This is a genomic window from Dactylosporangium sp. CA-139066, from assembly GCF_050936175.1.
Classification (GTDB): domain Bacteria; phylum Actinomycetota; class Actinomycetes; order Mycobacteriales; family Micromonosporaceae; genus Dactylosporangium.
The window spans coordinates 6,262,238-6,285,474 of record NZ_JBNJNH010000001.1 but is presented as its reverse complement, the minus strand read 5'-3'; the positions used below and the strand labels follow the sequence as shown (position 1 = coordinate 6,285,474).

Below are 23,237 nucleotides of genomic sequence, written 5' to 3'. Positions count from 1 at the left end.
GGCGGTGACGTTGACACCAACAGGCAACTTTGTTTACTGTTTCTCGGCATCCCCCTAGAGAGGATCGTCGATGCGTACGCTGGTCGCGCTCTTCGTGCTCGCCGCCACCGCCGGCAGCGCCGCCGCCGGGCCGGCGCCGCTGGCCCCGGCCGACCTGACCGGCTCGGTCGCCGACACCGGCATCGCGCTGTCCTGGCGCCAGCCGGCGGGCGGGCCGGCGGTCGCGTCGTTCCGCGTCTACGAGAACGGCGCGGTCGTGCGGCGCACGGCGACGACGTCGGCCCCGATGCAGTACATCGGCGTCAACACCACCCACACCTACACGGTGACCGCGGTGTCCGCCACCGGGGTCGAGTCGCCCGCGTCGGCGCCGTTCACCGGCACCACGTGGACGCCCGGCATGGCGCCCCAGTGCGACGAGCCCGCGCCGCTCACCGTCTTCGACGTGACCTCCTCCGGCCTGTCGGTGCGCTGGTCGGTGGGGCGCTCCTCGCCGCAGCTCGACCTGACGGTCAACGGCCGCGACTACGGCATCGTGCCCGGCACGAGCCTGCGCGTCGGCGGCCTGACCCCCGACACCTCCTACGCGGTCGCCCTGCGCCGCGTCAACTGCGACCCCCGCAACCCGACGGTCGGCTACGCCACGACCCGTACGCTGCCGGGCGCGACCAACGCGGCCGCCGCGCCGCGCAACGTGGCGGTCACCGGCCAGACCGACCGCGCGATCGGGCTGGCCTGGTCGTTCCCGTCCGACGGCTCGTACGTCCACCAGTACGCGGTCTACGACGGCGCCTACCGCGTCGCCACCACCTGGACCCCGTCGGCGACGGTCACCAACCTGTTCCACAACACCGTGCACCGCTTCACCGTGGCGGCGCTGGACGTGGCCGGCAACGAGTCGGAGCACAGCCCCGTGCTGTCCCCGTCGACCGCCGCCTGCCCGGCCGGCCCGCCGTCGCCGTCGCGGCCGGCCGCCACCGCCGTCACCGCGTCGACGCTGCGCCTGGACTGGGCCCTCGAGTCGACCGCCGCCTCCTACACGGTGCTGGACGGCGGCCGGGCCGTCGCCACCGTCACCGAACCGGCCGCGGTCCTCACCGGCCTGGCGCCGTCCTCGCCGCACAGCCTGCAGGTGGTCGGCTCGCTGCCCGGCTGCCCCGACACGCCCGCGTCGGCGCCGATGAGCGTGACCACGCTCCCGGGCCCAGCCGACCGCCCGGCCGCCCCGCTCGGCTTCCACGCGGGCCAGCCGACGGTCGCCGGCGCCTACGACGCCGACGTCCCGCTGTCGTGGACCCCGGTCCCGGGGCTGGCGTACCGGCTCTACGACGGCGCCACCGTCGTCGGCACGTACGCGGGCGGCGCGGTCACCCTGCGCACCCGCGGCGCAACGCGGCACCAGTACCGGCTGACCGCGGTGAACGCGAGCGGCGACGAGTCGGCCGCGACCGCCCCGCTCGACGTGATCACCCCGTTCCTGCCCGCCCCCTGACCTCGCCGGAACCGCTCGCAGCCCTTAGTACTGCAACGACAGGTTGTGACATAGAGAGTCGTTGTGGCGATGGCGGCTGGTTTTGTGGCGGGGTTCGTGGCGTTCGTTGGTCGGTTCGCGGGGTTGTTTCCGCGGGTGGAGTCCCGGCGCCAGATGCGGGTCTATGTGCGGGGTCTGCTCAGCGAGGTGGAGCGCAGGAACGGGTGGACGTTGGCGGAGGCGGCGGCAGACGTCGGCCCGCAACGGATGCAGCGGTTGCTGAACTTTTACGCGTGGGACACCGACGGGGTGCGTGACGAGGTGCGCGCCGCGGTCGTGGAAGCGATCGGTGACGCCAGGCATGGCGTGCTGCCTCAGGTTCGTTGACACGGGACACTTGTCCTGGATCGACGATGGCCGCGAGTGTCAGACTTGCCTTGTGAGTGATCTTGCGGGCGTCAGAGCTACCTGCGTTCAACTGCGCCCTGTGCGGCGTCGTGGTTCAGGCACCGCCCGCCGAATGGCGGACCGGATCTGCGCAACGGTGTCGGAGGGGCCCAGTTCATGGCGCAGGTCCAACAGATAGCCGGCGGGATGGCCGGCGATAATCTGCCTTCGCTGGTCGAGGGCACTGCTTACCGCCCCGACCAGGCACCCCGCGATAACGCCTGCGCTGGTGACGACCGGTGGCAGGTGGACAGCGTTGGCCAGCACCCCCAACGCCGCTGGCGGTGCGAGCGTCTGAAGGCTGAGTACGGCTCGGACCGGTTTCAAGCCGAGCCGACCGAGCGTACGTTCCATCTCTTCGAGGGGTTGTGCGACCTTGCTCTCCACATGATTGCGCAGTTTGGCTCCTCGCACGTCTGGATCCCGGACCTGGCTGATCGCCACGAAGTCCGGTGTGAGTGAGTCGAGGAACTCGCGATAGCGTATGAGCTGCGGCAGCAGCCTCCGGCGCGCCTCGATGATCCGCTCGACCGGTACATCGGCCAGGTCGCGCGGAAGTACCGTCTGCAAAGCCAGCACCGCGAATACCTGGCCGTAGTCCGTCCGGCCCTCCCGCGCCATTTCGGTGTCGTCCGCAAGCAGGACCTGTGCCATCGCCTCGATCGTCCAGCCCGAGGCGACGGCTGAGACCAGCGGCTGATCGGTGACCAGCGTCATCCCGTTCTCACGGGCGACAACGTCCGCCAAGATCGCCAAATAGACCCCTGCCAAGCGGGAGTGCATCGCCAGGTCGCTGACGTCGAGCAACTTCCCGTCGGACGCGCGGCGCCACGGGTACCTCCGGGACACCAGCAACCCGTCCTTCGCCAGCCGTTGAGCCAACCCGTAGGACATCTTGTCCGGATGAACCTTTTCCAGACGGGAATCGAGCGGCAGGAGTTCGTCGCACACCTCCCGGGTGTGCAGGGATTCGAAACCAAGTGCCTTGGCCCCGTACCGAGGTGTCAGCTCGTCCTTGTACCGGTCGAGGAAGTCGTAGAACAACGCATCGACCTGGTCGTTGGTGTCAAACAGCCAGCCGTGCCTCTCCCTCGCGAGGTCGTCGTCGACCCAACGGCTTCCATGGCCGGGTCGCACCTCGATGAGGAAGTCGAGCTCACCCCGGAGCCGCTTGACCGTGTCGGAGTCGCGCAGGCCGTAGTAGCCACGTGGACGGATCCGGCCGAGCTGGGGCCAGTGCAGGGCTGCAGCCTTCACCCAACTATCGTCCGGCAGGTTGACGTACGGGAAGTAGAGGGCGACGTCACTCACAGGGACCACAATGCCCTATTGACGCTGCAACCGGGAGGCGGCCAGGTACTGCGTACCCACGATGTGCACGTGCGGCTGACCCCGCGGAGCACGCCATGCCTGAGACCGCGTCTCATTTGGGGCTGACATCGGCGTGTGCATGATGCTCAATCTTCGGCGTGTCCGATGTGGAGCGTTGGTGTCCTGATGCTCTGTGGGAGCTCGCAGCCCCGTTGATCCCGCCCGCGCCGGTACGGCCGCAAGGTGGCGGGCGGCGGGTCGACGACCGGGCGGTGCTGGCCGCGATCTGCTATCTGACCCAGGCTGGATGCTCGTGGTGGAAGCTGCCCGAGGCGATGTTCGGCGTCACCCGCGCCACGGCGCACCGCCGCTTCGCCGAGTGGACGGAGGCCGGGTTGTGGCCGGCGCTGCACCTGGCGGTGCTGCAGCAGTTGCAGGCCCGCGGGGACCTGGACTGGTCCCGGGCGGTGATCGACTCGATCCAGGTACGGGCTGAAAAGGGGGCGATCTGACCGGGCCGAGCCCGGTCGATCGTGGCAAGCCCGGCAGCAAGATCCATGCCATGGTCGAGCGTGGTGGTCTGCCGCTGACCACGGCCGTGTCGGCGGCGAACACCCCCGACGCGGCGGTGCTGCTGCCGCTGCTGGACGGCGTGCCCGCGGTGTCGGGCCGGGTCGGCCGCCCTCGCCGCCGGCCCGACAAGCTGCACGCCGACAAGGCCTACGACCACAAGAAGCTTCGGGCTGAGGTCCGCAGACGCGGCATCACCGTGCGGATCGCCCGCAAGAAGGTCGAGTCCTCACAACGCCTCGGCCGTCACCGTTGGGTCATCGAGCGCACCATGTCGTGGTTGATGCGCTACCGGCGCCTGGTACGCCGCTACGACCGCTACGCCGAACACTTCGCCGCGTTCACCACCATCGCCTGCGCCCTCATCTGCTACCACAAACTGGCAAAACACCCCAAATGAGACACGGTCTTAGGTTGGGGCGATGGGTGTGGTACAACCCGAACTCGCCCGGGTCCTGCGGGACGGGCCGTTCGCGACCGCGTTCGCGGTGGCGGTCGAACGCTCCGGGCTCACCCTCGACCGGCTGCGGGACCGGCTGGCCGAGCGGGGCGTCGCGGTGTCGCGCACGACGCTGTCGTACTGGCGCAGCGGCCGCTCCCGGCCGGAGCGCGCCGGCCGCGACGACGACCTCGGGGCGGTCACCGACGCCGATGGGACGAGCCGCGGGTAGTACTTCGGAACGGCTCCGCTCCGGCCCGCGCTCCGATGTCCCCCGGCCCCGCCGTCGCGACGATCGGGGGCATGACCTCGTCGATCGCGCCGGTCCGCCGGCGGCAGTGGCTCGTCCCGACCGGCCTGATCCTGCTCAGCGCGGTGCCGGTGATCGCCGGTGGCGTCCGCGTCGGGCAGCTGGCCGGCGGCGCGAGCGTCACGCCGGACAACGCCCGGTTCTTCGCCATGCCGATCCCGGTGCTGCTGCACATCTTCGGCGCCACCATCTTCTGCTGGCTCGGCGCGCTGCAGTTCGTGCCCGGCCTGCGCCGCCGGGCGTGGCACCGCTACGCCGGCCGCGTCCTGGTCCCGAGCGGGATCGTCGCCGCCCTGTCGGGGATGTGGATGACGCTGTGGTACCCGCTGCCGGCCCACGACGGCCCGCCGCTGGGCCCGCTCGGCATCCTCCGGCTCCTCTTCGGCGCGGCGATGGCCGCCGCGCTCGTGCTCGGCCTGCTGGCCGCCCGCCGCCGCGACTTCACCCGGCACCGGGCCTGGATGATGCGGGGGTACGCGATCGGGCTGGGCGCCGGCACCCAGGCGTTCACCCACGCGGCGTGGGCCGTGGTGGTCGGCACCCCCACCACCGAGATCCCGCGGATCTTCCTCGTCGGCGGCGGCTGGGTGATCAACCTGATCGTCGCCGAGTGGTTCATCCGCCGCCGGCGATGAAGCGGCTCAGGCCCGCTCGGCGCCGGTCGCCGCCCAGCTGGCCAGCAGCCGCAGCCCGTCCTGGGACGGGCTGCCGGGTTCGGCGTGGTAGGCGGTCATCGTCAGGCCGGGGTCGGCCGGCAGCGGCATGGCCTCGAAGCCGAGGCTGAGCGGCCCGACGACGGGGTGCCGGAACTGTTTGACGCCGGTGTGGTGCAGCCGCACGTTGTGCGCCGCCCACAGCGTCCGGAAGTCCTCGCTGCGGGTGACGAGCTCGCCGACGAGGTCGGTCAGCGCCTTGTCGTACGGGTCGCGACCGGCCTCGGTGCGCAGCAGCGCGACGGTGGTGTTGGCGGCGTCGTCCCAGTTCGGGTAGAAGTCCTCGGCGGCCGGGTCGAGGAAGCAGAACCGGGCCAGGTTCACCGGCCGCTGCGGGCCGGCGAAGGCGGGCGCGTAGAGGGCCTGCCCGAGCGGGTTGCTCGCGAGAACGTCGAGCCGGCCGTTGCGCACGAAGGTGGGGGCGTCGGTCATCGCGTCGAGCAGCTGCTGCACCGCCGGGCGGACCTGCTGCCGGCCCGGGCGGCGGCGGGCGCGGGCGGTGGTGTTCGCGGCCCGGGCCAGGTCGTGCAGGTGGGAGCGTTCGGCGTCGTCGAGCCGCAGGGCCCGGGCGATGGCCTCCAGCACGCCGTCGGAGACGCCGGTGAGGTTGCCCCGCTCGAGGCGGACGTAGTAGTCGGGGCTGACCCCGGCCAGCAGCGCGACCTCGGCCCGGCGCAGGCCCGGCACGCGGCGGGTGCCCCCGTACTGCGGCAGCCCCGCCTGCTCGGGCGAGATCCTCGCGCGCCGGGACGCCAGGAACTGCCGCACCTCGTCCCGGTTGTCCACGCCCTCACGCTACGGCGCGCCGCCGGCGGGTGAGGGGTTCTGCTGTTACCTGCTTCGGCAAACCCTCCCGCCCGCCCGGCGGCGGCGGTTGTATGGGAGGCGCGAGCACCGCGCGACGAGCCTGTTTCCGAGGAGATCAGCAATGCGCAGCACCATTTTGTACGCACCCGGCGACGTCCGGCTCGAGGACCGCCCCGAACCGGCGATCACCGCGCCGACCGACGCGATCATCCGCCTGGCCGCGACCTGCGTGTGCGGGTCGGACCTGTGGGACTACCGCGGCATCAACGCCGTGACCGAGCCGCACCCGATGGGCCACGAGTACGTCGGCGTCGTCGAGGAGGTCGGCTCCGGCGTCGCCACGATCCGGCCGGGCCAGTTCGTCGTCGGCTCGTTCTTCGCATCCGACAACACGTGCGAGATCTGCCGCGCCGGCTACCAGTCCAGCTGCGTGCACCGCGAGCCGATCGGGGCGCTCGGCGCCCAGGCGGAACGGCTGCGGGTGCCGCTCGCCGACGGCACCCTCGTCGCCACGCCCGAGCCGCCGGCCGACGACCTGGTCCCGAGCCTGCTGGCCGCCTCCGACGTGCTCGGCACCGGCTGGTTCGGGGCCGTCGCCGCCGACGTCCGGCCCGGCAAGAGCGTCGCCGTCGTCGGGGACGGCGCGGTCGGCCTGCTCGCCGTACTCGCCGCCAGGCACTTCGGCGCCGAGCGGATCATTGCCATGAGCCGGCACGCCGACCGGCAGAAGCTCGCCCTCGAGTACGGCGCCACCGACATCGTCACCGAACGCGGCGACGACGGCGTCGCCCGCGTGAAGGACCTGACCGGCGGCCTCGGTGCCCACTCGGTCATCGAGGCGGTCGGCACCCAGGAGTCGATGCTGCAGGCGATCCGCTCCGCCCGCCCCGGCGGGCACGTCGGCTTCGTCGGCGTCGCCCACGGCGTGGCGCTGCCGGGCGAGGAGCTCTTCTACGCCCATGTTCACCTGCACGGCGGCCCCGCACCGGTGCGCCGGTTCCTGCCCGAGCTCATCGACCTCATCACCGACCGGACCATCGACCCCGGCAAGGTGTTCGACCTCACCCTGCCGCTCGACGAGGTCGCCGAGGGGTACCGGGCGATGGACGAGCGGCGGGCCGTCAAGACCCTGCTGCGTCCCTGAGGAGGTCATCATGCAGCTGCAGCCCGTCCGGCCCACCGCCAGGACGCCGGCCCGGAACTTCACCGGCGACGTGTACCTGACGCCGATCTACAGCGGCACCGGGCCGTCGCGGATGACGGTCGCGCTCGTCCGCTTCACGCCCGGCGCCCGCACCAACTGGCACGTCCACGCCGTCGGCCAGACCCTCCACGTCACCGAGGGCGTCGGGCTGGTCGGCACCCGCGACGGCGCCGTGCTGCGCATCCGCGCCGGCGACACCGTCATCTGCCCGCCCGGCGAGGAGCACTGGCACGGCGCCGGCGCCGACACCTTCATGAGCCACCTCGCCATGCTGGAGGCCGAGGCCGAGGCCGACGGCGGCGACCCCACGACCTGGCTCGAACCCGTTCCCGACGAGCTGTACCGGTCGGCGAACGAGCCCTGAGGCCCGGCACGGTGACCGCGGCACGTCCGTGATGGCGATCGGCGCGGACCTGGCGGCGGTCTCGGCGCATCGGCCGCTCGCCCTGGCCGAGGCCGTCAGGATCCGGCGGGGGCGGGTTCGTAGTCGAACCAGTCGCAGTGCACGGTGCCCGCGTCGGCGTACACGCCGAGGACCCGGCCCGTGAAGCCGCCGGCGACCTCGGTGGACAGGTAGCGGCCGTCGAGGGTGGCGAGCACGTCGAAGGCGCCGTCCGGGGTCTCGATGCCCAGCGAGAGCGAGTCCGGCCCGCTGCGTGAGTCGGCCGGGCCCCGGTACGCCACCGTGTCGATCCTGAGCACCACCGGGCCGGGCGGCGCCGGGCGGGTCGCGACCACGGCGCGCAGCGGGCCGATGCGGGCCAGCACGCGGACCTCGCCGGTGCCGGCCTCGATCTCGTAGTGGTGGCGGTCGTCGAGGCGGGCGACGAGCCCGCCGCGCCCGCCGGCGGCGTCGATCGCGGCGCGGACCCTGCAGTACGGGTCCTGCTGGCGCCGGGCGACCAGGATGACGTCGAGGTCGTCGAGGGAGCCGCCGCGCGCGTGCAGCGTCAGCCAGCCGGGCCGTTGCGCGGTCGTGCAGTGCTCGGCCGGCCGGTCGCGCAGCGAGATCCAGCGCGGGTGCAGCTCGGCGCCGTCGAAGTCGTCGCGGACCGGGTCGGGGACCGGGCCGACGTCGAGGACGACCGGGTCGACGACCGGCCAGTCGTCGACCCAGCGCACCCGGGTCAGGAACGTCTCGCGGCCCAGGACGTGCCAGCCGGGGCTGCCGCCGCCCGGGCGGACGCCGAGCAGCAGCATCCACCAGGTGCCGTCGGGCTTCTGGACGAGGTCGGCGTGGCCGGTGTTCTGGATCGGGTGGTCGGTGCCGCGGTGGGTCAGGATCGGGTTGGCGGGGCACGGCTCGAACGGGCCGCCGGGGTGGCGGCCGCGGGCGATCGAGACCGCGTGGCCGCGCTCGGTGCCTCCCTCGGCGAGCATCAGGTACCAGTAGGCGCCGATGCGGTACAGGTGCGGGGCCTCCGGCGCCTTGGCGCCCGGCGTGCCGGACCAGATCCGGCGGGGCTCCTCCAGCGTCCGCCCGGTGTGCGGATCGATGCGCACCTGCGACACGCCGGCCACCGTGCACCAGCAGGTGCCGTCGTCGTCCCAGGCGAGGTCGGGGTCGATGCCGGCGACGCCGGGCAGCGCGACCGGGTCCGACCAGGGGCCGGCCGGGTCGGTGGCCGTGAACAGCAGGTTGCCGCCGCCGCTGACGTTGGTGGTGACGAGCCAGAACCGGCCGTCGTGGTGGCGCAGCGTCGGTGCGTAGACGCCGCCCGAGGACGCGGTGCCGGCGGGCAGGTGCAGCTGGCCGGGCCGGTCGAGCGCGTTGCCGATCTGCGTCCAGTGCACGAGGTCGCGGCTGTGGAAGAGGGGTACACCGGGGAAGTACTCGAAGCTGGAGCAGGCGAGGTAGTAGTCCTCGCCCACCCGGCAGACGGTCGGGTCGGGGTGGAACCCGCCGAGCACGGGGTTGGGCGTCATACGCCGGTACCGTACCCGCTGCGGATGTCCCGGCTCGGCGATGTTCATGCCGTGGAACAGCGGGCGCACCGCGTGCCCTGGGCGGCCGGCGCCCGCCCAGGGGCGCCTCGTTGCGAAACGTTCAGCGCTCCGGCGCGGCGGTGCGGGCGGCGACGACCGCCTCGGTGAACCGGCGCACGACGGCGGTCGTGCGGGCGAGCTCGTCCTCGCTGAACTCCTGCGCGGCGTCGTGCATGAGCCGGCCGAGCGGGACGAAGAACGCGCTGGCTAGCTGCCGCGCGCGGTCGTTCATGCGCAGGTGGACCCGGCGGCGGTTGCCCGGGTCGCGGTCGCGGCTGATGTGGCCGGCGGCCTCGAGGCGGTCCACGAGGGCGGTCGCGGCGGCCGGGCTCAGCCCGATGCGCTGGGCGAGCTCGCCGATGGTGATCGGGTGGTTGGAGGAGGTGCCGGCGCTGATCCACATGATCGCGTTGAGGTCGCTGCGGCCGAGCCCGTGTGCTCGCGCGAAGCCGTCGACGAAGACGTCGGACTCCACGGTGAAGACGCGCAGGGCGTCGATCAGGTCCTCGACGGCGGCGTCGCGTTGCGGTTGCGCTGGCACGACCCACATCCTATCGTTTCCATCATCGAAATGTTCGATGATGGAAACGTGGAGGGCGTCATGGCGCGCAGCGCCGCCTCATGGATCACCAGCCGTACCGGTGTCGTCGTCGTGCTGCTGGCCACCGTCGTGCTGGCCGGGCTCGCGTTCGCGCTGTCACCCGGGCAGCCGGCGGCCGGGCCGACCGACGGGCTGCCGGCCGGCGCGCCGTCCACCCGCGTGACGGAGCTGGCCGGGCGCTTCTCCAGCGGCCGAGCGCAGACGGCCATCGTGGTCCTCGAGCGCGGCGACGGGCCGCTCACCGCCGACGACCAGGCCGCGATCGACCGGCTCGCCCCGCGCCTGGCCGCCGTCCCGGGCGCGCGGCCCGGCCCGCCGCGGACCGTCTCCGACGACGGCCGGGCGGCGCTGCTCGTCGTGCCGCTGCGCGAGGGCCTCGACGACGAAGCCGCGCACGCCGCCGTCGACGACCTGCGGGCGGCGCTGCGCGGCGCCGCCCTGCCCGCCGGCGTCACCGCCCAGGTCACCGGCGGCGCCGCCTTCGGCCGGGACATCGCCGCCGCGTTCGACGGCGCCGACGTGACGCTGCTGCTGACCACCGCCGCGGTCGTCGCCGTGCTGCTGCTCATCACCTACCGCAGCCCGATCCTGTGGATCGTGCCGCTGGTCGTCATCGGCCTGGCCGACCAGACGGTGGCGCAGCTGCTGCCGTGGGTCGCCCGGCTGGCCGGCGAACGCACCGACGGCGAGGTGTCGGGCATCGTGTCCGTGCTCGTGTTCGGCGCCGGCACCGACTACGCCCTGCTGCTCATCGCCCGCTACCGCGAGCACCTGCGCACCACCGAATCGCGCCGTGACGCGATGGTCGCCGCCCTGCGCGGGGCCGGCCCGGCGATCGTGGCCAGCGCCGGCACCGTCGTGCTCGCCCTGCTGACGCTGCTGGCCGCCACGCTGACCGGCAACCGCACCCTCGGCGTCTCCGCCGCGCTCGGCGTCGTCGTCGCGCTCGTGTTCGGCCTGGTGGTCCTGCCGGCGGCCCTCGTCGGCCTGCCGCGGGCGGTGTTCTGGCCCCGCATCCCGCGCGTCGGCTCGGCCGACCCGACCGAGTCCGGCGTGTGGGCCCGCGTCGCCGCCGCGGTCGGCCGCCGCCCGGCCGCGGTGCTCGCCGGCGCCGTCGTCGTGCTGGCCCTCCTCGCCGGCGGCCTGTTCAAGACCGACATCGGCCTGGCGCAGACCGACAAGTTCCGCACCAGGGTCGAGTCCGTCACCGCCCAGGAGGCCCTCGCCCGCCACTTCCCGGCCGGCGCGTCGCAGCCCGTCACCGTCGTGGCCGCCGCCGCGGCCGCCGACCCGGTCGCCGCCACCGCCCGCCGGGTCGAGGGCGTCGCCGCCGTCGGCATGCCGGAACGCTCCGACGACGGCACCCTCGTGCAGTTCAGCGTCCAGCTCACCGACGGCTCGGGCACACCCGCGGCGGACGGTGCCGTGCAGCGGCTGCGTACCGCCCTGGCCGCCGTGCCCGGCGCGGCCGCGCTGGTCGGCGGCGCCCCGGCGGCCGACCTCGACCAGCGGGCCGCCAACGTGCGCGACGACCGCGTCGTCGGCCCGATGATCCTGGCCGTCGTCCTGCTCGTGCTCATCGCGCTGCTGCGCTCGCTGCTGGCCCCGGTCCTGCTGCTGGCCACCGTCGTGGCCAGCTTCGCCGCCAGCCTCGGCGCCGCCACGCTCGTGCTGCGCAGCGGGTTCGGCCTGCCCGGGCTGGATCCTGCGGTACCGCTGCTGAGCTTCTTGTTCCTGGTCGCCCTTGGCGTGGACTACAACATTTTCCTCGTCACCCGCGCCCGCGACGAGGCCGCCGAGCGCGGCGACACCCGGGCCGGCACGCTGCGCGCCCTGGCCGCGACCGGCGGCGTCATCACCTCCGCCGGCATCCTGCTCGCCGCGGTGTTCACCGTGCTCGGCGTCCTGCCGGTCATCGTGCTCACCCAGATCGGCGTCGTCGTCGGCATCGGCGTACTCCTGGACACCCTGCTGGTCCGCACCGTCGTCGTGCCGGCGATCGCCCTGCTGCTGGGCGAGCGCTTCTGGTGGCCGGCCCGCCCGGCCACTCCCGCCGGCCCCGCCCACCACGCCGAGACGTCCACGGCCGCCGCATAGCGCCACGGCGCGACGGCGCCTCAGGCCGGGGGCGCGGAGTCCGCGGCGGGCGTCGCCCTCCCACCGTGCCATGAGCGCCACTGCGGGCGGCGGGCGCCCAGGTCACGCCGTACGGCGACGGCCTGGCCCAGCGGGTGACGGCACTGGCCGGCGGCCTCGTCGACCGCGCGCTGGACACGGCCCCGGTCAGCAACGCGCTGCCGGAGCTCATCCGCACCGTCACCTCGCCCGACCGGGTACTGACCGTCAGCGACTTCGCCGCCGCCCGCGGGCTCGGGGTGCGCTTCCACTTCGGCGACGACGCCGGCGCCGAGCTGCGCACCGACGTCCTCGGCGAGTTCGCCGAGCTGGCCGCCGCGGGCCGCCTCGGCGTGCCGGCGTCCCGGCACCTTCCCGCTGGAGGACTGCCGTACCGCGGCCGAGCTGAGCCTGTCGGGCCACGCGCGCGGCAAGCTCATCCTGCTGCCCGGCTGACGGCGCCCGCCGCCCGTCACGCTTACGCGCCTCCGCGCCGGGTACGTGCATCGGCATGCAGAGTGACGTTCTCGTACGGGCCGCGCTGCTCGGTGCGTCCGCCGGTGCGCGCAGCGCGACGCCGCTGGCCGCGGTCGCCGCGCCGCGGGGCGGATGGCTGCGCGGGCTGACCGGCGCGGCCGCGCTGGCCGAGCTGGTGGTCGACAAGCTGCCGCGGACGCCGAGCCGCCTGGCGCCGGGCCCGCTCGCCGGGCGCGTGGTCTCGGGGGCCCTTGCCGGCGGGGCGTACGCGCGGCGGCGCAAGGCGGGGCTCGTCGCCCCGGTGCTCGTCGCGGCCGCGGCCGCTCTCGTCGCCAGCCATGCCGGGGCGCGCTGGCGCGCCGCCGCCGCCCGGCGGTCCCTCGCCGGCCCCGCCGCCGTGATCGAGGACTCGGCGGCCGTGGCCCTGGCCTGGGCCGGCGCGGGCGGCGACGCCTCCACACCGCAATGACCGCCGATTTGCCGGGAGCCGCTACGGTTCGGCCATGCGCCGCCGTGTCCCCTTCTCCCCACGCCTCATCATGCTGCTCATCGTGTGCGGCCCGATGCTCCTGGTGCTGGGATTCGCCCTGAGAGACCAACCGGGCGCCTGGGTCCCGGTCGTGATCGGCGCGGTCCTGACCTGCGCGGGCATCGCGTACATCCGGCTGACGCGGCCACACTCCTACTCGCGGTGGACGCACGCCTGGATCGCGAGCCAGTGGGGCTACAAACCGCCGGCCGCTCGCGCACCGCACCACCGCGATGACGACGACGGCGAGCGCAGCGGCCCTCGTCGGCAGCAGCCCCCACGCCGGACCGGAATGTCAAGGCGCCGCCGCCGTCGTCGCTAGCCGCCGGCGGGTCGCGCGTCGACGCCGGTGGCCCGCCGCCCGGCCTGTCCCGGAAGGGGCGGCTCGTTCGGCGGATGTCTCCGTGACGGGCCGTTTGGTAGGTTCCGCCCGATGAACGGGCTGCACTTCGCCGTGGTGGTCGGCATCAACCGATACCCGGCGATCAGCGACCTCAGGGCGGCGGTCGGCGACGCCGAGCGCTTCGTGGAGTGGCTCGCCGACCCCGGCGGCGGCGCGGTCCCCGTCGGCAACATCGAGCTGGTGCCGGCGTCCGGCGCGGCCGTGAACCCGCTCCTGCTCGACGCGGCCGAGCCCGCCGTGCACCACATCAACCGGGCCCTGACCAAGGTCAACGGCCTGGCCGCGCGGCGGCTCGAGGTCGAGCCCGAGCGGTGGGACGCGACCCGCCTGTACCTTTTCGTGGCCGGGCACGGCATCGCGCCGCGCGGCGGCGACGGCGCGCTGCTGGCCGCCAACGCCAGCTCCGAGGAGCTCGGCCACAACATCGAGCTGTCGCTGTACCGCCGCTGGTACCAGCTGTCCGGCTGCTTCCACGAGCTGGTCGTCTTCGCCGACTGCTGCCGCAGCGTCGCCGAGGGCGCGCCGTCCAACGGGCCGCCGTTCACCTTCCGCGGGCGGACGGGCCGGCCCGTGCGGGTCACCGTCGGCTACGCCAGCGAGCTGGGCGGCGCGGCTTTGGAGGGCCGCGACGGGGACGACCCGAACCTGCGCCGGGGGTACTTCACCGAGGCGCTGCTGCGCGGCCTGCGCGAGGCCCGCGACGAGCAGTTCGGCGGGCGGGTCTCCTCGGCGACCCTGCCCGGGTTCGTCAGCAGCCGCGTGGACCAGCTGGCCACGGGCCACGGCCGCCGGCAGGGCGTGGAGTTCCTCGGCGTGCCCGACATGACGTTCGGGCCGCCGGCCGCGGCGGCGCACGACTCGCCGGTGCACCACGTCGTCGTGCACTTCCCGGCGTCGGTCGCCGGCGCCGTCGAGCTGCTCGACCACGACTTCACCGTGCGCGAGACGTGGGACCCCGCGGCCGGCCCGCTGTCGGCGGACCTCCCGTCGGGGCTGTACTGGGTGGTCCGGCAGGGCCACCGCGACCGGGCCGGCTCCGTCGGCGCCGGAACGTTCGCCGTCGCCGGGGCCGACTGTGAAGTCCGGCTCTGACGGCGGCCCGCCGAGCCGCATCCGGCTCGTCGCGGCCTGGCCCGGCACCGAACTGCTCGTCCGCGACAGCCACTTCCGGCCGGTCGCCTCGGCCGTCGGGCATCTCGACGTCGCGGTCGCGCCCGGCCTGTACCAGGTCGAACGCCGCCTCGGCGACGCGCACGACAGCTCCATCGTGGTGGTACGCCCCGGTGCCGAGCACGTCGAGCCGCGCATCGAGCTCAACCTGAGCGCCGCCGCCCCCGTCGCCGCCGCGCGCCACCACGCCGAGGAGCACCGCGCGGCCGCCGAGCGGGCCAGCCGCGCCGCCGCCGCGGCCGCCGACCCGTCCGCCGGCATGCTGGTGCTCGTCGCCGACGGGCCGGCGGCCGCGTCGCGCGACCGCCTCGAGCTGCGCGACGCCGCGCTGCGCCCGGTCGACGCATGGCAGCGGCCGTGGAGCGCGGGCGAGCACGGGGCGACGTGGCACGCGAACCTGACCGCCGGCGGCTACCTGCTGCGCCTCGGCGGGATGGACGTCCCGCTGTGGGCGCCGGCGGGCTGGCAGACCATCGTGTTCCTGCACGGCGGCGGGCTCGGGCACAGCGTGCACCTGGTGCCGTACGACCGCCCGTGGAGTGCGTGGGACCCCGCCAACACGGCCGTCGAGGTCGCGCTGTCCGCCCTGCCACGGCGCAGCGCGGTGTTCCGCCGGGACGTCGTCGACGTGCTGCTGCGCGACCGGGTCGACCTCAACCCGATGGTCGGCATCCTGGCCGCGCACGCGCTGCGCCTCGAGTCGCCGCCCGACGGCACCACCCACGACCTCATCGCCGACCGGCTCGCCCAGCTGCTGCCCGGCTGCCCCGACGTCGTCGCGCTGTCGCTGTGGCGCGACGGCGCGCTCGCCCCGGCCGGCCGGCGCATCGCCTGGCCGCCGATGGTCGCCACCGCCTACCGGGACCTCGTCGTGCCGGCGGACATCGAGGCGCCGGGCGTCCTGGAGCCGGGGTCGCTGGCGTACCAGATCGCGGGCAACATCGGCGCCGGCGGCCCGCTGCTGCGGTTCGTCCCGCTGGAGCCGGCCGAGCGGCCCGGCGCCGAGCCGGACCCGGCCCGGGCGCCGACCGCCCGCGCGGCCGCCCGGGTCCGCCGGTTTCTCGCGGACGTCTCCGCCGTCGACGGCACCGATCTCGCCGGTGCGGCGGCCACGTGGGCGGCCGCGCCCGTGGCCCGGTCCACCGGCGTACCGCTCGCCGTCGCCGCCGCCGTGCTCACCGGGATCCGCGGCGCCGCGGCCGGCGAGCCCGCCGGGGAGGAGTCCGTCGCGCCCGCGGGCGATGCGCCCGCCGCGCGCCCGTCGCGGACGCCCCGCCGCGCTCGTCGCCTGTGGATCCTGGCGCCGCTCGCCGTCCGCCGGGTCGTCCGCCGCCTGCGCCGGCTCCCGGCCGGCCAGGACAACCGGATCGACAGCGAGCGGGTAAGCGGCGAGCTGCGTGAGCTCGTCACCGCAACGGCGCCGGAGCATGTCGAGGACATGTATGCCGTGATCGACCAGCACGTCGACTCGTACGCGTCGCAGTGGCGACGCGAGATGTACGAGCGATACAGCAACGACCTCGTCGAGCTCGATCTGCTCGAAACCAGACTGGAGCCGTACCTGGACCACGAGCGCGGCGACCTCGAACACCGCGAGGGCCGGGTCATCCACGGCGACGTCGCTCAGGTCGCCGGCCGGACCATGTCCGGCATGCTGCTGTGGGTGGTGGTGCTCGTCGCGTTCAGCGTCGACATCGTCGCCTTCCACCAGGCCCTCGGTCCCCTGCTCGCCGTCCCCGATGCCCTCGTCTGGGTCTCGGTGTTCGGGTGGACCGCAGTCGCGCTGAGCATGGCGCACTCTGCCGGCCTGCAGACCCGGCGGGCCACCAGCGGGCGCGACATTCCGCACGCGGCGACGGGGGCCTGGGTCTCCTTCGCGATCTGGCTCTTGCTCGGCGTGACGGCGTTCCTCACGGATTACATGATCAGCGGGCCGCCCGGCACGCAGGAGACGTTGAGACATCTGAGCGCGCTGCTCTTCCTGGTGCTGTATGTGGCAACGGGCGCGGTGGCGGCGCTGCAGGGCTTCTACCGGCAGGACCCGGCCGCCCGCCAGCACGGCGTTGTGCTTCGCGGTCACGCGCACGCACGTGCGCGGCTCGGGCCGGCCGAGCAGGCTCAGCTGGCGATCGAGCGTGCCCGGGAGCGCCGGGAAGAGCTGTGGGAGCTGTCGCAGCAGCAGTGCACGGACACCGCCGTCCGGCTCAAGCAGCAGGCGCGGCTGTGGATGGCCACCGCCCACCGGACCGCCGAGCGGGAGCGACGCCGGCCGCACGAGTAGCGCAGCGGCCGGCTCCGTCACACCGGGCGGACGCGCAGGACGCCGGTGAGCATGGGGAGGGTGAACTCGCCGGCGGCGGTCTCCGGGCGGGCGGCGAGGAAGGCGCAGATGCGGCCGAGCACGGCCTGCCGGTCCGGTTCCGGCATGACCAGCAGGCCCGCGCGCGTGGCCAGCGTCGCGACCAGCGAGTCGGCGGTGCGGTGCTGGCCGTGCGGGAACTCGGCCTGCTCCGGCGCGCCGAACCGGGCCGGCGAACCGGCTCCGGGCAGAAGCAGGCCGGCCGTCGCGGCGCGCCAGCTGCTCAGCGTGTCGCGCGGGCCGATGGCGGCGGCCCCGGCGACCCGCGCGAGCCCGGCGACCCAGTCGACCCGGTCGTCCAGGACGTTCCACAGGCCGGCCAGGACGCCGCCGGGGGCGAGCACCCGGGCGATCTCCGGTCCGGCGACGGCCATGTCGAACCAGTGCAGAGCATTTCCCGCCAGTACGGCATCGACGGACGCGTCCGGCAGCGGTACCGCCTCGGCGCCGCCCTGGTGGGCGCGGACGGCCGGCAACGAGCGACGCAGCTCGGCCAGCATGGCCGGGTCGGGCTCGACCGCGATGACGTCGGCGCCCAGCGCGGCCAGCGTGCCGGTCAGCTTGCCGGTGCCGGCGCCCAGGTCGAGCACGCGCGGGCCGGGGGCGGGCTCGAGCGCCCAGCGGGCGGCGGCCGGGGCGTAGTCCGGGCGGTGCTCGGCGTAGGCGAGCGCCGCGGCGCCGAACGACGAGGCGTGCCGCGGCCCTTCGTCATGTCCCATGCGGTCAGCCTATGTCGGCTACGATCGCCGCGTGACTGCCGGCAGTGTCACGCGGGCCCGCGTGGGCGTGGCCGTCGAGGTGGTCGGGCTGCTGCTGTGGTTCCTGCTCTTCTCGTTCCTGCAGGCCGCCGCCGGCAAGGACGTCGTCGCCGCCACCGCCAACGCGCTGGCGCTGCAGGACGCCGAGCGGGCCGTACACCTCGACATCGAGCTGCGCGCGAACCACTGGCTCGCCGGGCACCTGGTGCTGAGCCATCTCGCGGTGTACATCTACCGGCTCTACTACGCGGCGATCCTCGGCGTGCTGGTGTGGGTCGCCGTCCGGCACGCCGAGGTGTACCGCAAGGTCCGCCGGACGATGGTCGCCATGATGGCCCTGGTCCTCGCGGTCTACTGGACCGTGCCGATGTCGCCGCCGCGTTTCGCGCTGCCCGGCACCGTGGACATCGTGGCGCTGTACGACACGCTGCTGCCGTGGCTGTTCCCCGCGCTCATGGTGGCGGTCGTCTTCGGCACCGCCAACCACTACGTCCTCGACGTGGTGGGCAGCGTCGTGCTGCTGCTGGCCGGCATCGCCTGCGCGGCCGCGTGGGGCCGCTTCGCCGAGCGCCGGCCCGTCATGACGGGGAGAGCGTCTTCATCGTGACGTAGCTGGTCACCGCGGCCACGCCGGGCAGGCCGGCCAGCCGGTTGGCGTGGAAGTCCTCGTAGGCGGCCAGGTCGGCGACCTCGACGTGCAGCAGGTAGTCGTAGTGGCCGGTGACGTGGTGGGTGTGCACCACTTCGGGCAGCCGCAGGACCGCACGCTCGAACGCGACCACGTCGGCGCGGGCGTGGCGCACCAGCCGGACCCCGGCGAACACGCGCAGGCCGCGGCCGAGCGCCGCGGGATCGATCACCGCCCGGTAGCCGCGGATCACCCCGGTCTCCTCCAGCCGGCGTACGCGCCGCAGGCAGGGCGACGGCGACAGCCCGACCCGGTCGGCGAGCTCGGCGTTGCTGATCCGGCCGTGCTGCTCGAGCACGGCCAGGATTGACCGGTCCACATCGTCCACGGTGGCAGATTATTGCGTCATTGCCCGGTGTACCACATGAGAGACCCCGGTCCGGTGCGCAATCTGCTGCCAAAGTTGCCCGGATCGGGCCGTGTCGACGCGCCCGTGGGCCAGGCTGGTGGCGCCACATCCGGTGGTTCATGGGAGGCAACCATGTCGGGCATCAGCACGGCGGCGATCCACGCCGACCGCGACGTCGATCGCGGCCGGGCGCTGGCGCCGCCCATCTACCAGACGGCGGCGTTCTGGGCCGAGGACGCCGAGCAGTTCGCGCGGGCCGCCGTCGACCGGCGGGGCCGGGGCTTCTACACCCGCTACGGCAACCCGAACCACGCGCAGGTCGCGGCGGTGCTCGCGGAGCTGGAGCACACCGAGGCGGCCATGGTCACCGCGTCCGGGATGGCCGCGCTCACCAGCGCCGTGCTGGCCCTGGTGTCGTCCGGCGACCACGTGATCGGGCAGCGGTCCACCTACGGGGGCACCGCGTCGGTGCTGCTCAACCTGCTGCCGCGGCTCGGCGTGTCGACCACCGTCGTGGACCAGGCCGACCCGGCGGCGTTCGAGCGGGCGCTGACCCCGCGGACCCGCCTGATGCTGCTGGAGTCGCCGAGCAACCCGCTGCTGCAGATCACCGACCTGCGCGCCGTCGCGGACCTGGCCCGCGCGCACCACGTGCTGACCATGGCCGACAACACCTTCGCCACGCCGGTGAACCAGCGGCCCGTCGACCTCGGGATCGACCTGGTCTGGCACAGCGCGACGAAGTACCTCAACGGCCACTCCGACGTGTCCGCCGGAGTCCTGGCCGGGCCGGCCGGGCTCCTGGACCGGGTCTGGGACGTCGCCGTGCTCACCGGCGCCGTGCTCGGGCCGCTCGATGCGTGGCTGCTGCTGCGGGGCCTGCGCACCCTGCCGCTGCGCATGGCCCGGCACAACGCCAACGGCCAGGCGCTCGCGGAGGCGCTGCACGAGCACCCGGCCGTGGCCCGGGTGCATTACCCCGGGCTGCCGGCCCATCCGCAGCACGCCCTGGCGAGCCGCCAGATGAGCGGTTTCGGCGGGGTGCTCGGCATCGAGCTCGCCGGCGGTTTCGAGGCGGCCGACGCGTTCCTCGGGCGCCTGCGCTACGCCCGCCGGTCGGCCAGTCTCGGCGGCGTGGAGTCGCTGGCCGTGCACCCGGCGTCCATGTGGCGCGGGATGCTCAGCGCCGAGCAGATCGCCGCGTCCGGCGTTGCGCCGGGCCTGGTCCGGTTGTCCGCGGGCACCGAGGACACGGCCGACCTGGTCGCCGATGCCCTGGCCGCCGCCGGACCGGCTGCGGGGGAGCGTACGCGATGAGGACCCTGCTCACCGGCGGCACCGTGGTCAGCCTGGACCCGTCCGTCGGCGATCTCAAGCGCGCGGACGTGCTGCTCGAAGCCGGCGTGATCGTCGCGGTGGCCGAGCGGATCGACGCGCCGGACGCCGCGGTGATCGACGCGACCGACCGGATCGTGATGCCCGGCTTCGTCGACACCCACCGCCACACCTGGCAGACGGCGTTGCGGGGCGCCGGCGCGGACTGGACCTTCGCCGAGTACCTGGCGGCGATACACGGCAGGCTGCGGCCCTGCTACCGGCCCGAGGACGTCTACCTGGGCAACCTGCTCGGCCGGTTGGAGGCCCTGCACTCCGGCGTGACGACGATGCTCGACTGGTTCCACTGCGCGCAGAGCCCGGAGCACGCCGACGCCGCCGTCGCGGCGCTGCGGGACGTGCCGGGACGGTCGATCTTCTGCTACGGCGCCGGGTGGGGCACCACCGACCCGATCGGCGCGGAGGTCCGCCGGGTGCGATCCGGCCTGTCCGGGGACGGCCTGGTCACGATGGCCCTGGGGCTGCGCGGGCCGGAACTGACCACAATGGACACCGTCGCCGAGGAGCTGCGGCTGGCGGCCGAGCTGCGGCTGCGCACCAGCGTGCACATCGAGTCCGGCGGCACTCGCCGCCCGATCGCCGAGCTGCGCGCGCACGGCCTCCTGCGCGACACCACGACCTTCGTGCACGCCAACCGGATCGGCGACGACGAGCTGCGGATGCTCGCCGACGCCGGCGCTTCGGTGTCGATCAGCCCGGACGTCGAGCTGAAGATGGGCATGGGCTGGCCGGAGACGGGCCGGATGCTCGCCGCCGGCCTGCGCCCGACGCTGTCCGTCGACGACTGCCCGTCGAACGGGGGTGACATGTTCGCGACCATGCGGACCGCCTACGCGGTGCAGCGCGGCCTGGACGGCGGCCTGCGGTCGCGGGACCTGCTGGAGTTCGCCACCGTCGACGGCGCCCGGGCGTGCGGCCTGGCCGCCCGGACGGGCAGCATCACGCCCGGCAAGGACGCCGACATCATCCTGCTGCGCGCCGACGACCTGACCGTGTTCCCGGTCAACCACCCGGCCGGCACAATCGTCACCGCCGGCCACCCCGGCCTGGTCGACACGGTGATCGTCGCCGGCCGGGTGGTCAAGCGCGACGGCGTCCTGGTGGACGTGGACCTGCCGGCGCTGCGGTCCCGGCTGGTGGCGTCGCGCGACCGGATCGCGGCCGCCGCCGGCGTCGCGCTCGACGGGGCGTAGGGACGAGCCGCTGCTCACGGCCGACGAGCTGGGGCGGGTTCCTGCCGGGTGCGCTGCGGTGCGCGTCCGAGCAGGTGCCGGCGCAGGAACGCCAGCTCGACCGCGGCGGCGTGCTTGTGGCCGTCCAGGAACGGCTCGTAGTGCCCGCCGGGCATCCGCACCACCTCGGCGTGCGGCGCGCGCCGCGCCGCCGCGATCGTGGGCCCGGCGGCCGTGCTCTGGTCGTCGTCGCAGACGAGGACCAGCATGGGGGAGCGGACCTGGGCCATGAAGCGGCCGGGCCGGTAGAACACCATGCCCAGCGCGGAGCGCGCCGCCACCTTCCGCGGCCAGTCCGGGTACCGGTCGGCTTCGAGCGCCCGGTCGCCGTTGAGTGCGTCGGGCGTCGTGAGCATGGCGACGGTCCCGGGCGGGCCGGCCAGGGCGACCAGCCGCGGGCGGAGGCCGACGAGACCGCCGAGCGCGTCCAGGATGCCCCGGGCGGTGAAGCGCAGCATCGCCGCCGGCCGCTGATGCCGTGAGACGACGCGGGTCGGGGCCACGCCGCCGACGTACGGCGTCTGCGCGACGACTGCCGCGAGCCGAGGGTCGCCCGCGGCCACGCGGACGGCGTGACCGGCGGAGGCCGAGAAGGCCCAGAGCGCGATCCTCGCCGGGTCGACCCCGGGCAGCGCCCGGGCGAAGCCGATCGCGGCCCGCCAGTCGGCCGCCTGGTCCCGGGCGGACAGGACCAGCCGGGGCCGGCCACCGCTCTCGCCGAGGCGGCGGTAGTCGAACGCGAGCACGGAGAACCCGGCCGCGTGGAACCGCTCGGCGAACCGGTCGGTGGCCGGCTCCTTGGGCACCGCGAGGCCGCCGGCCATGACCACGCAGGCGCCGTTGGTCCCCGGGTAGTGCCAGGCGGCGCACTCCGCACCGCCGCTGATGAAGCGAACCTTCTCGCGCTGTACCGACATGGTGAAAGTGAACCACGCGGTTCACATCGTTGTCGACACCGTTCTTATGGTTTTCGTATTAACTCGGCACAGCGACGGCAGGCGTCGATGCCGGCCTCGGCGCGCCGTCGGCGCGGTCCCGGCACGACCTCGTCTTTCCCGGGGTCAGCCGCAGAGCTCCCGCTCCCCGGTCAGCGGCCGGAACGTGACCTGCAGGCCCTCGGCGGGGGCGTCGAACCGGGCCTCGCCGGGGCCGGTCAGCGTCATCGTGCCCAGCACATAGTTCAGGCCCCGGTAGACCGACTTCGGGTGATAGTTCTCCTGAACCGGGTCGGCCTGCCATACCGACCCGGCGAAGTCGGCATACCGGATGCCGCAGTGGACGAACAGGTCAAACGCGTACGGCGTGCCGATCGTCGCCTGTTTCGGGCCGCGCTCGATGCCGTCGCCGCCGCTGTCGTGCACCACCGGCAACGGGGACGGATCGGTGGCCGGCGTGCGGGAGCCGGTCGCCGCGGCCGGCCCGCCGGCGCCGGCCGACGATGCCGGCCGGTTCAGCAGCGCGATCGCGGCGACCGCGAGGACGGCCAGCCCGGCGAGCAGCACGATGACCCCGCGACGGCGCCGCCGGCGGCGACCGGCCCCGACCACGGCGGCTGCCTCGTTCATCGTCTCCCCGTTCGGTTGCCCCGGACCTACCGGCGGCTTCAAACGCGCTCCGCCTCGGCGTGCCACCACGCGGGCGGCGACGGGCCGACGACGCGTGACGTCGGCTGGTCGGGGTGCAGGCCGAGGCGGCGCAGGGCGTCGGCGTCGATGCGGATGTTGAAGTGCCCGTGCCACCGGCCGGTCTCGTCGGGGCCGCACATGAGGTCGATGCGCACCTCGTCGTCGCCGAACGGCATCCAGTCGATGCCGCGCTCGCGCAGTCAGGCGCGCACGGCCGCCGGCGGGTGCGGGTTGCCCGGAAGGTTTTCGTAGCCGAGGATGACGACCCAATCCATGAC

General features: G+C 74.3%; 24 protein-coding genes and 1 pseudogene. 15 read left to right on the top strand and 10 right to left on the bottom strand.

Annotation, left to right across the window (positions count from 1 at the left end; translation table 11 throughout):
- The first annotated feature begins 70 nt into the window (after positions 1-70).
- Both ACQEVU_RS28840 and ACQEVU_RS28835 read left to right on the top strand, forming a co-directional pair.
- Positions 71-1,492, top strand: a complete 1,422-nt coding sequence (locus ACQEVU_RS28840; protein ID WP_433328918.1) for a hypothetical protein — start codon at positions 71-73, stop codon at positions 1,490-1,492.
- A 69-nt stretch (positions 1,493-1,561) separates the two neighbouring features.
- A pseudogene (locus tag ACQEVU_RS28835) lies at positions 1,562-1,843 on the top strand (transposase); the annotation flags it as partial.
- A gap of 102 nt (positions 1,844-1,945) precedes the next feature.
- Here ACQEVU_RS28835 and ACQEVU_RS28830 read toward each other — a convergent pair.
- A complete protein-coding gene (locus ACQEVU_RS28830; RefSeq protein WP_433328916.1) occupies positions 1,946-3,229 on the bottom strand; it encodes a DUF6236 family protein in 1,284 nt (427 codons plus the stop codon).
- Positions 3,230-3,396: 167 nt separating this feature from the next.
- Here ACQEVU_RS28830 and ACQEVU_RS28825 point away from each other — a divergent pair.
- From ACQEVU_RS28825 to ACQEVU_RS28815, 3 genes are all read left to right on the top strand, one after another.
- Positions 3,397-4,199 (top strand): IS5 family transposase gene (locus ACQEVU_RS28825; protein WP_433335118.1). Its coding sequence is split into 2 segments (ribosomal slippage): positions 3,397-3,724 and positions 3,724-4,199, totalling 804 coding nucleotides; the frame shifts between segments, so codons are not numbered across the junction.
- Positions 4,200-4,221: 22 nt separating this feature from the next.
- A complete protein-coding gene (locus tag ACQEVU_RS28820) occupies positions 4,222-4,470 on the top strand; it encodes a hypothetical protein (RefSeq protein ID WP_433328914.1) in 249 nt (82 codons plus the stop codon).
- A 71-nt stretch (positions 4,471-4,541) separates the two neighbouring features.
- On the top strand, positions 4,542-5,183 hold the full coding sequence (locus ACQEVU_RS28815; RefSeq protein ID WP_433328912.1) for a DUF2306 domain-containing protein: 642 nt from the start codon (positions 4,542-4,544) through the stop codon (positions 5,181-5,183).
- A 6-nt stretch (positions 5,184-5,189) separates the two neighbouring features.
- Here the strand turns inward: ACQEVU_RS28815 and ACQEVU_RS28810 are convergent, their stop codons facing one another.
- Complete coding sequence (locus ACQEVU_RS28810; RefSeq protein WP_433328910.1) at positions 5,190-6,047, bottom strand: helix-turn-helix transcriptional regulator; 858 nt, start codon at positions 6,045-6,047, stop codon at positions 5,190-5,192.
- A 142-nt stretch (positions 6,048-6,189) separates the two neighbouring features.
- Between ACQEVU_RS28810 and ACQEVU_RS28805 the strand changes: the two genes are divergently transcribed.
- Positions 6,190-7,212 (top strand): zinc-dependent alcohol dehydrogenase family protein, encoded by a 1,023-nt coding sequence (locus tag ACQEVU_RS28805; protein ID WP_433328908.1) that lies wholly within the window; start codon positions 6,190-6,192, stop codon positions 7,210-7,212.
- Between the two features lie 10 nt (positions 7,213-7,222).
- The gene (locus tag ACQEVU_RS28800) at positions 7,223-7,636 is read left to right on the top strand and encodes a (R)-mandelonitrile lyase (RefSeq protein WP_433328906.1); all 414 of its coding nucleotides are present in this window, start codon (positions 7,223-7,225) and stop codon (positions 7,634-7,636) included.
- Between the two features lie 95 nt (positions 7,637-7,731).
- On the opposite strand, the gene ACQEVU_RS28795 is transcribed toward ACQEVU_RS28800, so the two are convergent.
- Together ACQEVU_RS28795 and ACQEVU_RS28790 are read right to left on the bottom strand one after the other, a co-directional pair.
- A complete protein-coding gene (locus ACQEVU_RS28795) occupies positions 7,732-9,198 on the bottom strand; it encodes a glycoside hydrolase family 43 protein (RefSeq protein ID WP_433328904.1) in 1,467 nt (488 codons plus the stop codon).
- A 121-nt stretch (positions 9,199-9,319) separates the two neighbouring features.
- Positions 9,320-9,808, bottom strand: coding sequence for a MarR family winged helix-turn-helix transcriptional regulator (locus ACQEVU_RS28790; RefSeq protein WP_433328902.1), 489 nt, complete (start codon positions 9,806-9,808; stop codon positions 9,320-9,322).
- Positions 9,809-9,829: 21 nt separating this feature from the next.
- Here ACQEVU_RS28790 and ACQEVU_RS28785 point away from each other — a divergent pair, with 21 nt between their 5' ends.
- Positions 9,830-11,956, top strand: a complete 2,127-nt coding sequence (locus tag ACQEVU_RS28785) for an MMPL family transporter (RefSeq protein ID WP_433328900.1) — start codon at positions 9,830-9,832, stop codon at positions 11,954-11,956.
- Positions 11,957-11,976: 20 nt separating this feature from the next.
- Here the strand turns inward: ACQEVU_RS28785 and ACQEVU_RS28780 are convergent, their stop codons facing one another.
- Positions 11,977-12,414, bottom strand: a complete 438-nt coding sequence (locus ACQEVU_RS28780) for a hypothetical protein (protein ID WP_433328898.1) — start codon at positions 12,412-12,414, stop codon at positions 11,977-11,979.
- Between the two features lie 71 nt (positions 12,415-12,485).
- Here ACQEVU_RS28780 and ACQEVU_RS28775 point away from each other — a divergent pair, with 71 nt between their 5' ends.
- From ACQEVU_RS28775 to ACQEVU_RS28760, 4 genes are all read left to right on the top strand, one after another.
- Positions 12,486-12,920, top strand: coding sequence for a hypothetical protein (locus ACQEVU_RS28775; protein ID WP_433328896.1), 435 nt, complete (start codon positions 12,486-12,488; stop codon positions 12,918-12,920).
- Between the two features lie 34 nt (positions 12,921-12,954).
- Positions 12,955-13,302: a hypothetical protein gene (locus tag ACQEVU_RS28770; protein ID WP_433328894.1), complete on the top strand. Its 348-nt coding sequence runs from the start codon at positions 12,955-12,957 to the stop codon at positions 13,300-13,302.
- Positions 13,303-13,413: 111 nt separating this feature from the next.
- Positions 13,414-14,475, top strand: a complete 1,062-nt coding sequence (locus ACQEVU_RS28765; RefSeq protein ID WP_433328892.1) for a hypothetical protein — start codon at positions 13,414-13,416, stop codon at positions 14,473-14,475.
- Entirely contained in the window at positions 14,459-16,834 is a 2,376-nt protein-coding gene (locus tag ACQEVU_RS28760; RefSeq protein WP_433328890.1) for a hypothetical protein, read from the top strand. Before ACQEVU_RS28765 ends, ACQEVU_RS28760 begins: the two co-directional genes overlap by 17 nt.
- A 17-nt stretch (positions 16,835-16,851) precedes the next feature.
- Here ACQEVU_RS28760 and ACQEVU_RS28755 read toward each other — a convergent pair whose 3' ends face one another.
- Positions 16,852-17,631, bottom strand: a complete 780-nt coding sequence (locus ACQEVU_RS28755; RefSeq protein WP_433328888.1) for a class I SAM-dependent methyltransferase — start codon at positions 17,629-17,631, stop codon at positions 16,852-16,854.
- 31 nt (positions 17,632-17,662) lie between these two features.
- Here ACQEVU_RS28755 and ACQEVU_RS28750 point away from each other — a divergent pair, with 31 nt between their 5' ends.
- Positions 17,663-18,277: a phosphatase PAP2 family protein gene (locus ACQEVU_RS28750; RefSeq protein ID WP_433328886.1), complete on the top strand. Its 615-nt coding sequence runs from the start codon at positions 17,663-17,665 to the stop codon at positions 18,275-18,277.
- Here ACQEVU_RS28750 and ACQEVU_RS28745 read toward each other — a convergent pair.
- On the bottom strand, positions 18,249-18,677 hold the full coding sequence (locus ACQEVU_RS28745) for an Lrp/AsnC family transcriptional regulator (RefSeq protein WP_433328884.1): 429 nt from the start codon (positions 18,675-18,677) through the stop codon (positions 18,249-18,251). The two genes, ACQEVU_RS28750 and ACQEVU_RS28745, sit on opposite strands and share 29 nt — an antisense overlap.
- Positions 18,678-18,839: 162 nt before the next feature.
- Between ACQEVU_RS28745 and ACQEVU_RS28740 the strand changes: the two genes are divergently transcribed.
- Together ACQEVU_RS28740 and ACQEVU_RS28735 are read left to right on the top strand one after the other, a co-directional pair.
- Entirely contained in the window at positions 18,840-20,024 is a 1,185-nt protein-coding gene (locus tag ACQEVU_RS28740; protein WP_433328882.1) for a trans-sulfuration enzyme family protein, read from the top strand.
- Positions 20,021-21,295 (top strand): amidohydrolase family protein, encoded by a 1,275-nt coding sequence (locus ACQEVU_RS28735; protein WP_433328880.1) that lies wholly within the window; start codon positions 20,021-20,023, stop codon positions 21,293-21,295. The genes ACQEVU_RS28740 and ACQEVU_RS28735 overlap by 4 nt, the downstream gene beginning before the upstream one ends.
- A 14-nt stretch (positions 21,296-21,309) precedes the next feature.
- On the opposite strand, the gene ACQEVU_RS28730 is transcribed toward ACQEVU_RS28735, so the two are convergent.
- The 3 genes from ACQEVU_RS28730 to ACQEVU_RS28720 all read right to left on the bottom strand — a co-directional run bounded on the left by ACQEVU_RS28730 (position 21,310) and on the right by ACQEVU_RS28720 (position 23,135).
- Positions 21,310-22,251, bottom strand: coding sequence for an alpha/beta hydrolase (locus ACQEVU_RS28730; protein ID WP_433328878.1), 942 nt, complete (start codon positions 22,249-22,251; stop codon positions 21,310-21,312).
- A 144-nt stretch (positions 22,252-22,395) separates the two neighbouring features.
- Positions 22,396-22,899, bottom strand: a complete 504-nt coding sequence (locus tag ACQEVU_RS28725) for a hypothetical protein (RefSeq protein ID WP_433328876.1) — start codon at positions 22,897-22,899, stop codon at positions 22,396-22,398.
- A gap of 38 nt (positions 22,900-22,937) precedes the next feature.
- A complete protein-coding gene (locus tag ACQEVU_RS28720) occupies positions 22,938-23,135 on the bottom strand; it encodes a hypothetical protein (RefSeq protein ID WP_433328874.1) in 198 nt (65 codons plus the stop codon).
- Positions 23,136-23,237: the final 102 nt, after the last annotated feature.

Excerpts from the sequence above, each read along its gene's own strand:
- ACQEVU_RS28725 (WP_433328876.1), bottom strand. The coding sequence starts at position 22,899 with ATGAACGAGGCAGCCGCCGTGGTCGGGGCCGGTCGCCGCCGGCGGCGC.
- ACQEVU_RS28735 (WP_433328880.1), top strand. The coding sequence starts at position 20,021 with ATGAGGACCCTGCTCACCGGCGGCACCGTGGTCAGCCTGGACCCGTCC.
- ACQEVU_RS28740 (WP_433328882.1), top strand. The coding sequence starts at position 18,840 with ATGTCGGGCATCAGCACGGCGGCGATCCACGCCGACCGCGACGTCGAT.
- ACQEVU_RS28775 (WP_433328896.1), top strand. The coding sequence starts at position 12,486 with ATGCAGAGTGACGTTCTCGTACGGGCCGCGCTGCTCGGTGCGTCCGCC.
- ACQEVU_RS28800 (WP_433328906.1), top strand. The coding sequence starts at position 7,223 with ATGCAGCTGCAGCCCGTCCGGCCCACCGCCAGGACGCCGGCCCGGAAC.
- ACQEVU_RS28840 (WP_433328918.1), top strand. The coding sequence starts at position 71 with ATGCGTACGCTGGTCGCGCTCTTCGTGCTCGCCGCCACCGCCGGCAGC.
- ACQEVU_RS28765 (WP_433328892.1), top strand. The coding sequence starts at position 13,414 with ATGAACGGGCTGCACTTCGCCGTGGTGGTCGGCATCAACCGATACCCG.
- ACQEVU_RS28755 (WP_433328888.1), bottom strand. The coding sequence starts at position 17,631 with ATGGGACATGACGAAGGGCCGCGGCACGCCTCGTCGTTCGGCGCCGCG.
- ACQEVU_RS28780 (WP_433328898.1), bottom strand. The coding sequence starts at position 12,414 with ATGAGCTTGCCGCGCGCGTGGCCCGACAGGCTCAGCTCGGCCGCGGTA.
- ACQEVU_RS28785 (WP_433328900.1), top strand. The coding sequence starts at position 9,830 with ATGTTCGATGATGGAAACGTGGAGGGCGTCATGGCGCGCAGCGCCGCC.
- ACQEVU_RS28770 (WP_433328894.1), top strand. The coding sequence starts at position 12,955 with ATGCGCCGCCGTGTCCCCTTCTCCCCACGCCTCATCATGCTGCTCATC.
- ACQEVU_RS28720 (WP_433328874.1), bottom strand. The coding sequence starts at position 23,135 with ATGCCGTTCGGCGACGACGAGGTGCGCATCGACCTCATGTGCGGCCCC.
- ACQEVU_RS28730 (WP_433328878.1), bottom strand. The coding sequence starts at position 22,251 with ATGTCGGTACAGCGCGAGAAGGTTCGCTTCATCAGCGGCGGTGCGGAG.
- ACQEVU_RS28820 (WP_433328914.1), top strand. The coding sequence starts at position 4,222 with ATGGGTGTGGTACAACCCGAACTCGCCCGGGTCCTGCGGGACGGGCCG.
- ACQEVU_RS28790 (WP_433328902.1), bottom strand. The coding sequence starts at position 9,808 with ATGTGGGTCGTGCCAGCGCAACCGCAACGCGACGCCGCCGTCGAGGAC.
- ACQEVU_RS28815 (WP_433328912.1), top strand. The coding sequence starts at position 4,542 with ATGACCTCGTCGATCGCGCCGGTCCGCCGGCGGCAGTGGCTCGTCCCG.
- ACQEVU_RS28805 (WP_433328908.1), top strand. The coding sequence starts at position 6,190 with ATGCGCAGCACCATTTTGTACGCACCCGGCGACGTCCGGCTCGAGGAC.
- ACQEVU_RS28795 (WP_433328904.1), bottom strand. The coding sequence starts at position 9,198 with ATGACGCCCAACCCCGTGCTCGGCGGGTTCCACCCCGACCCGACCGTC.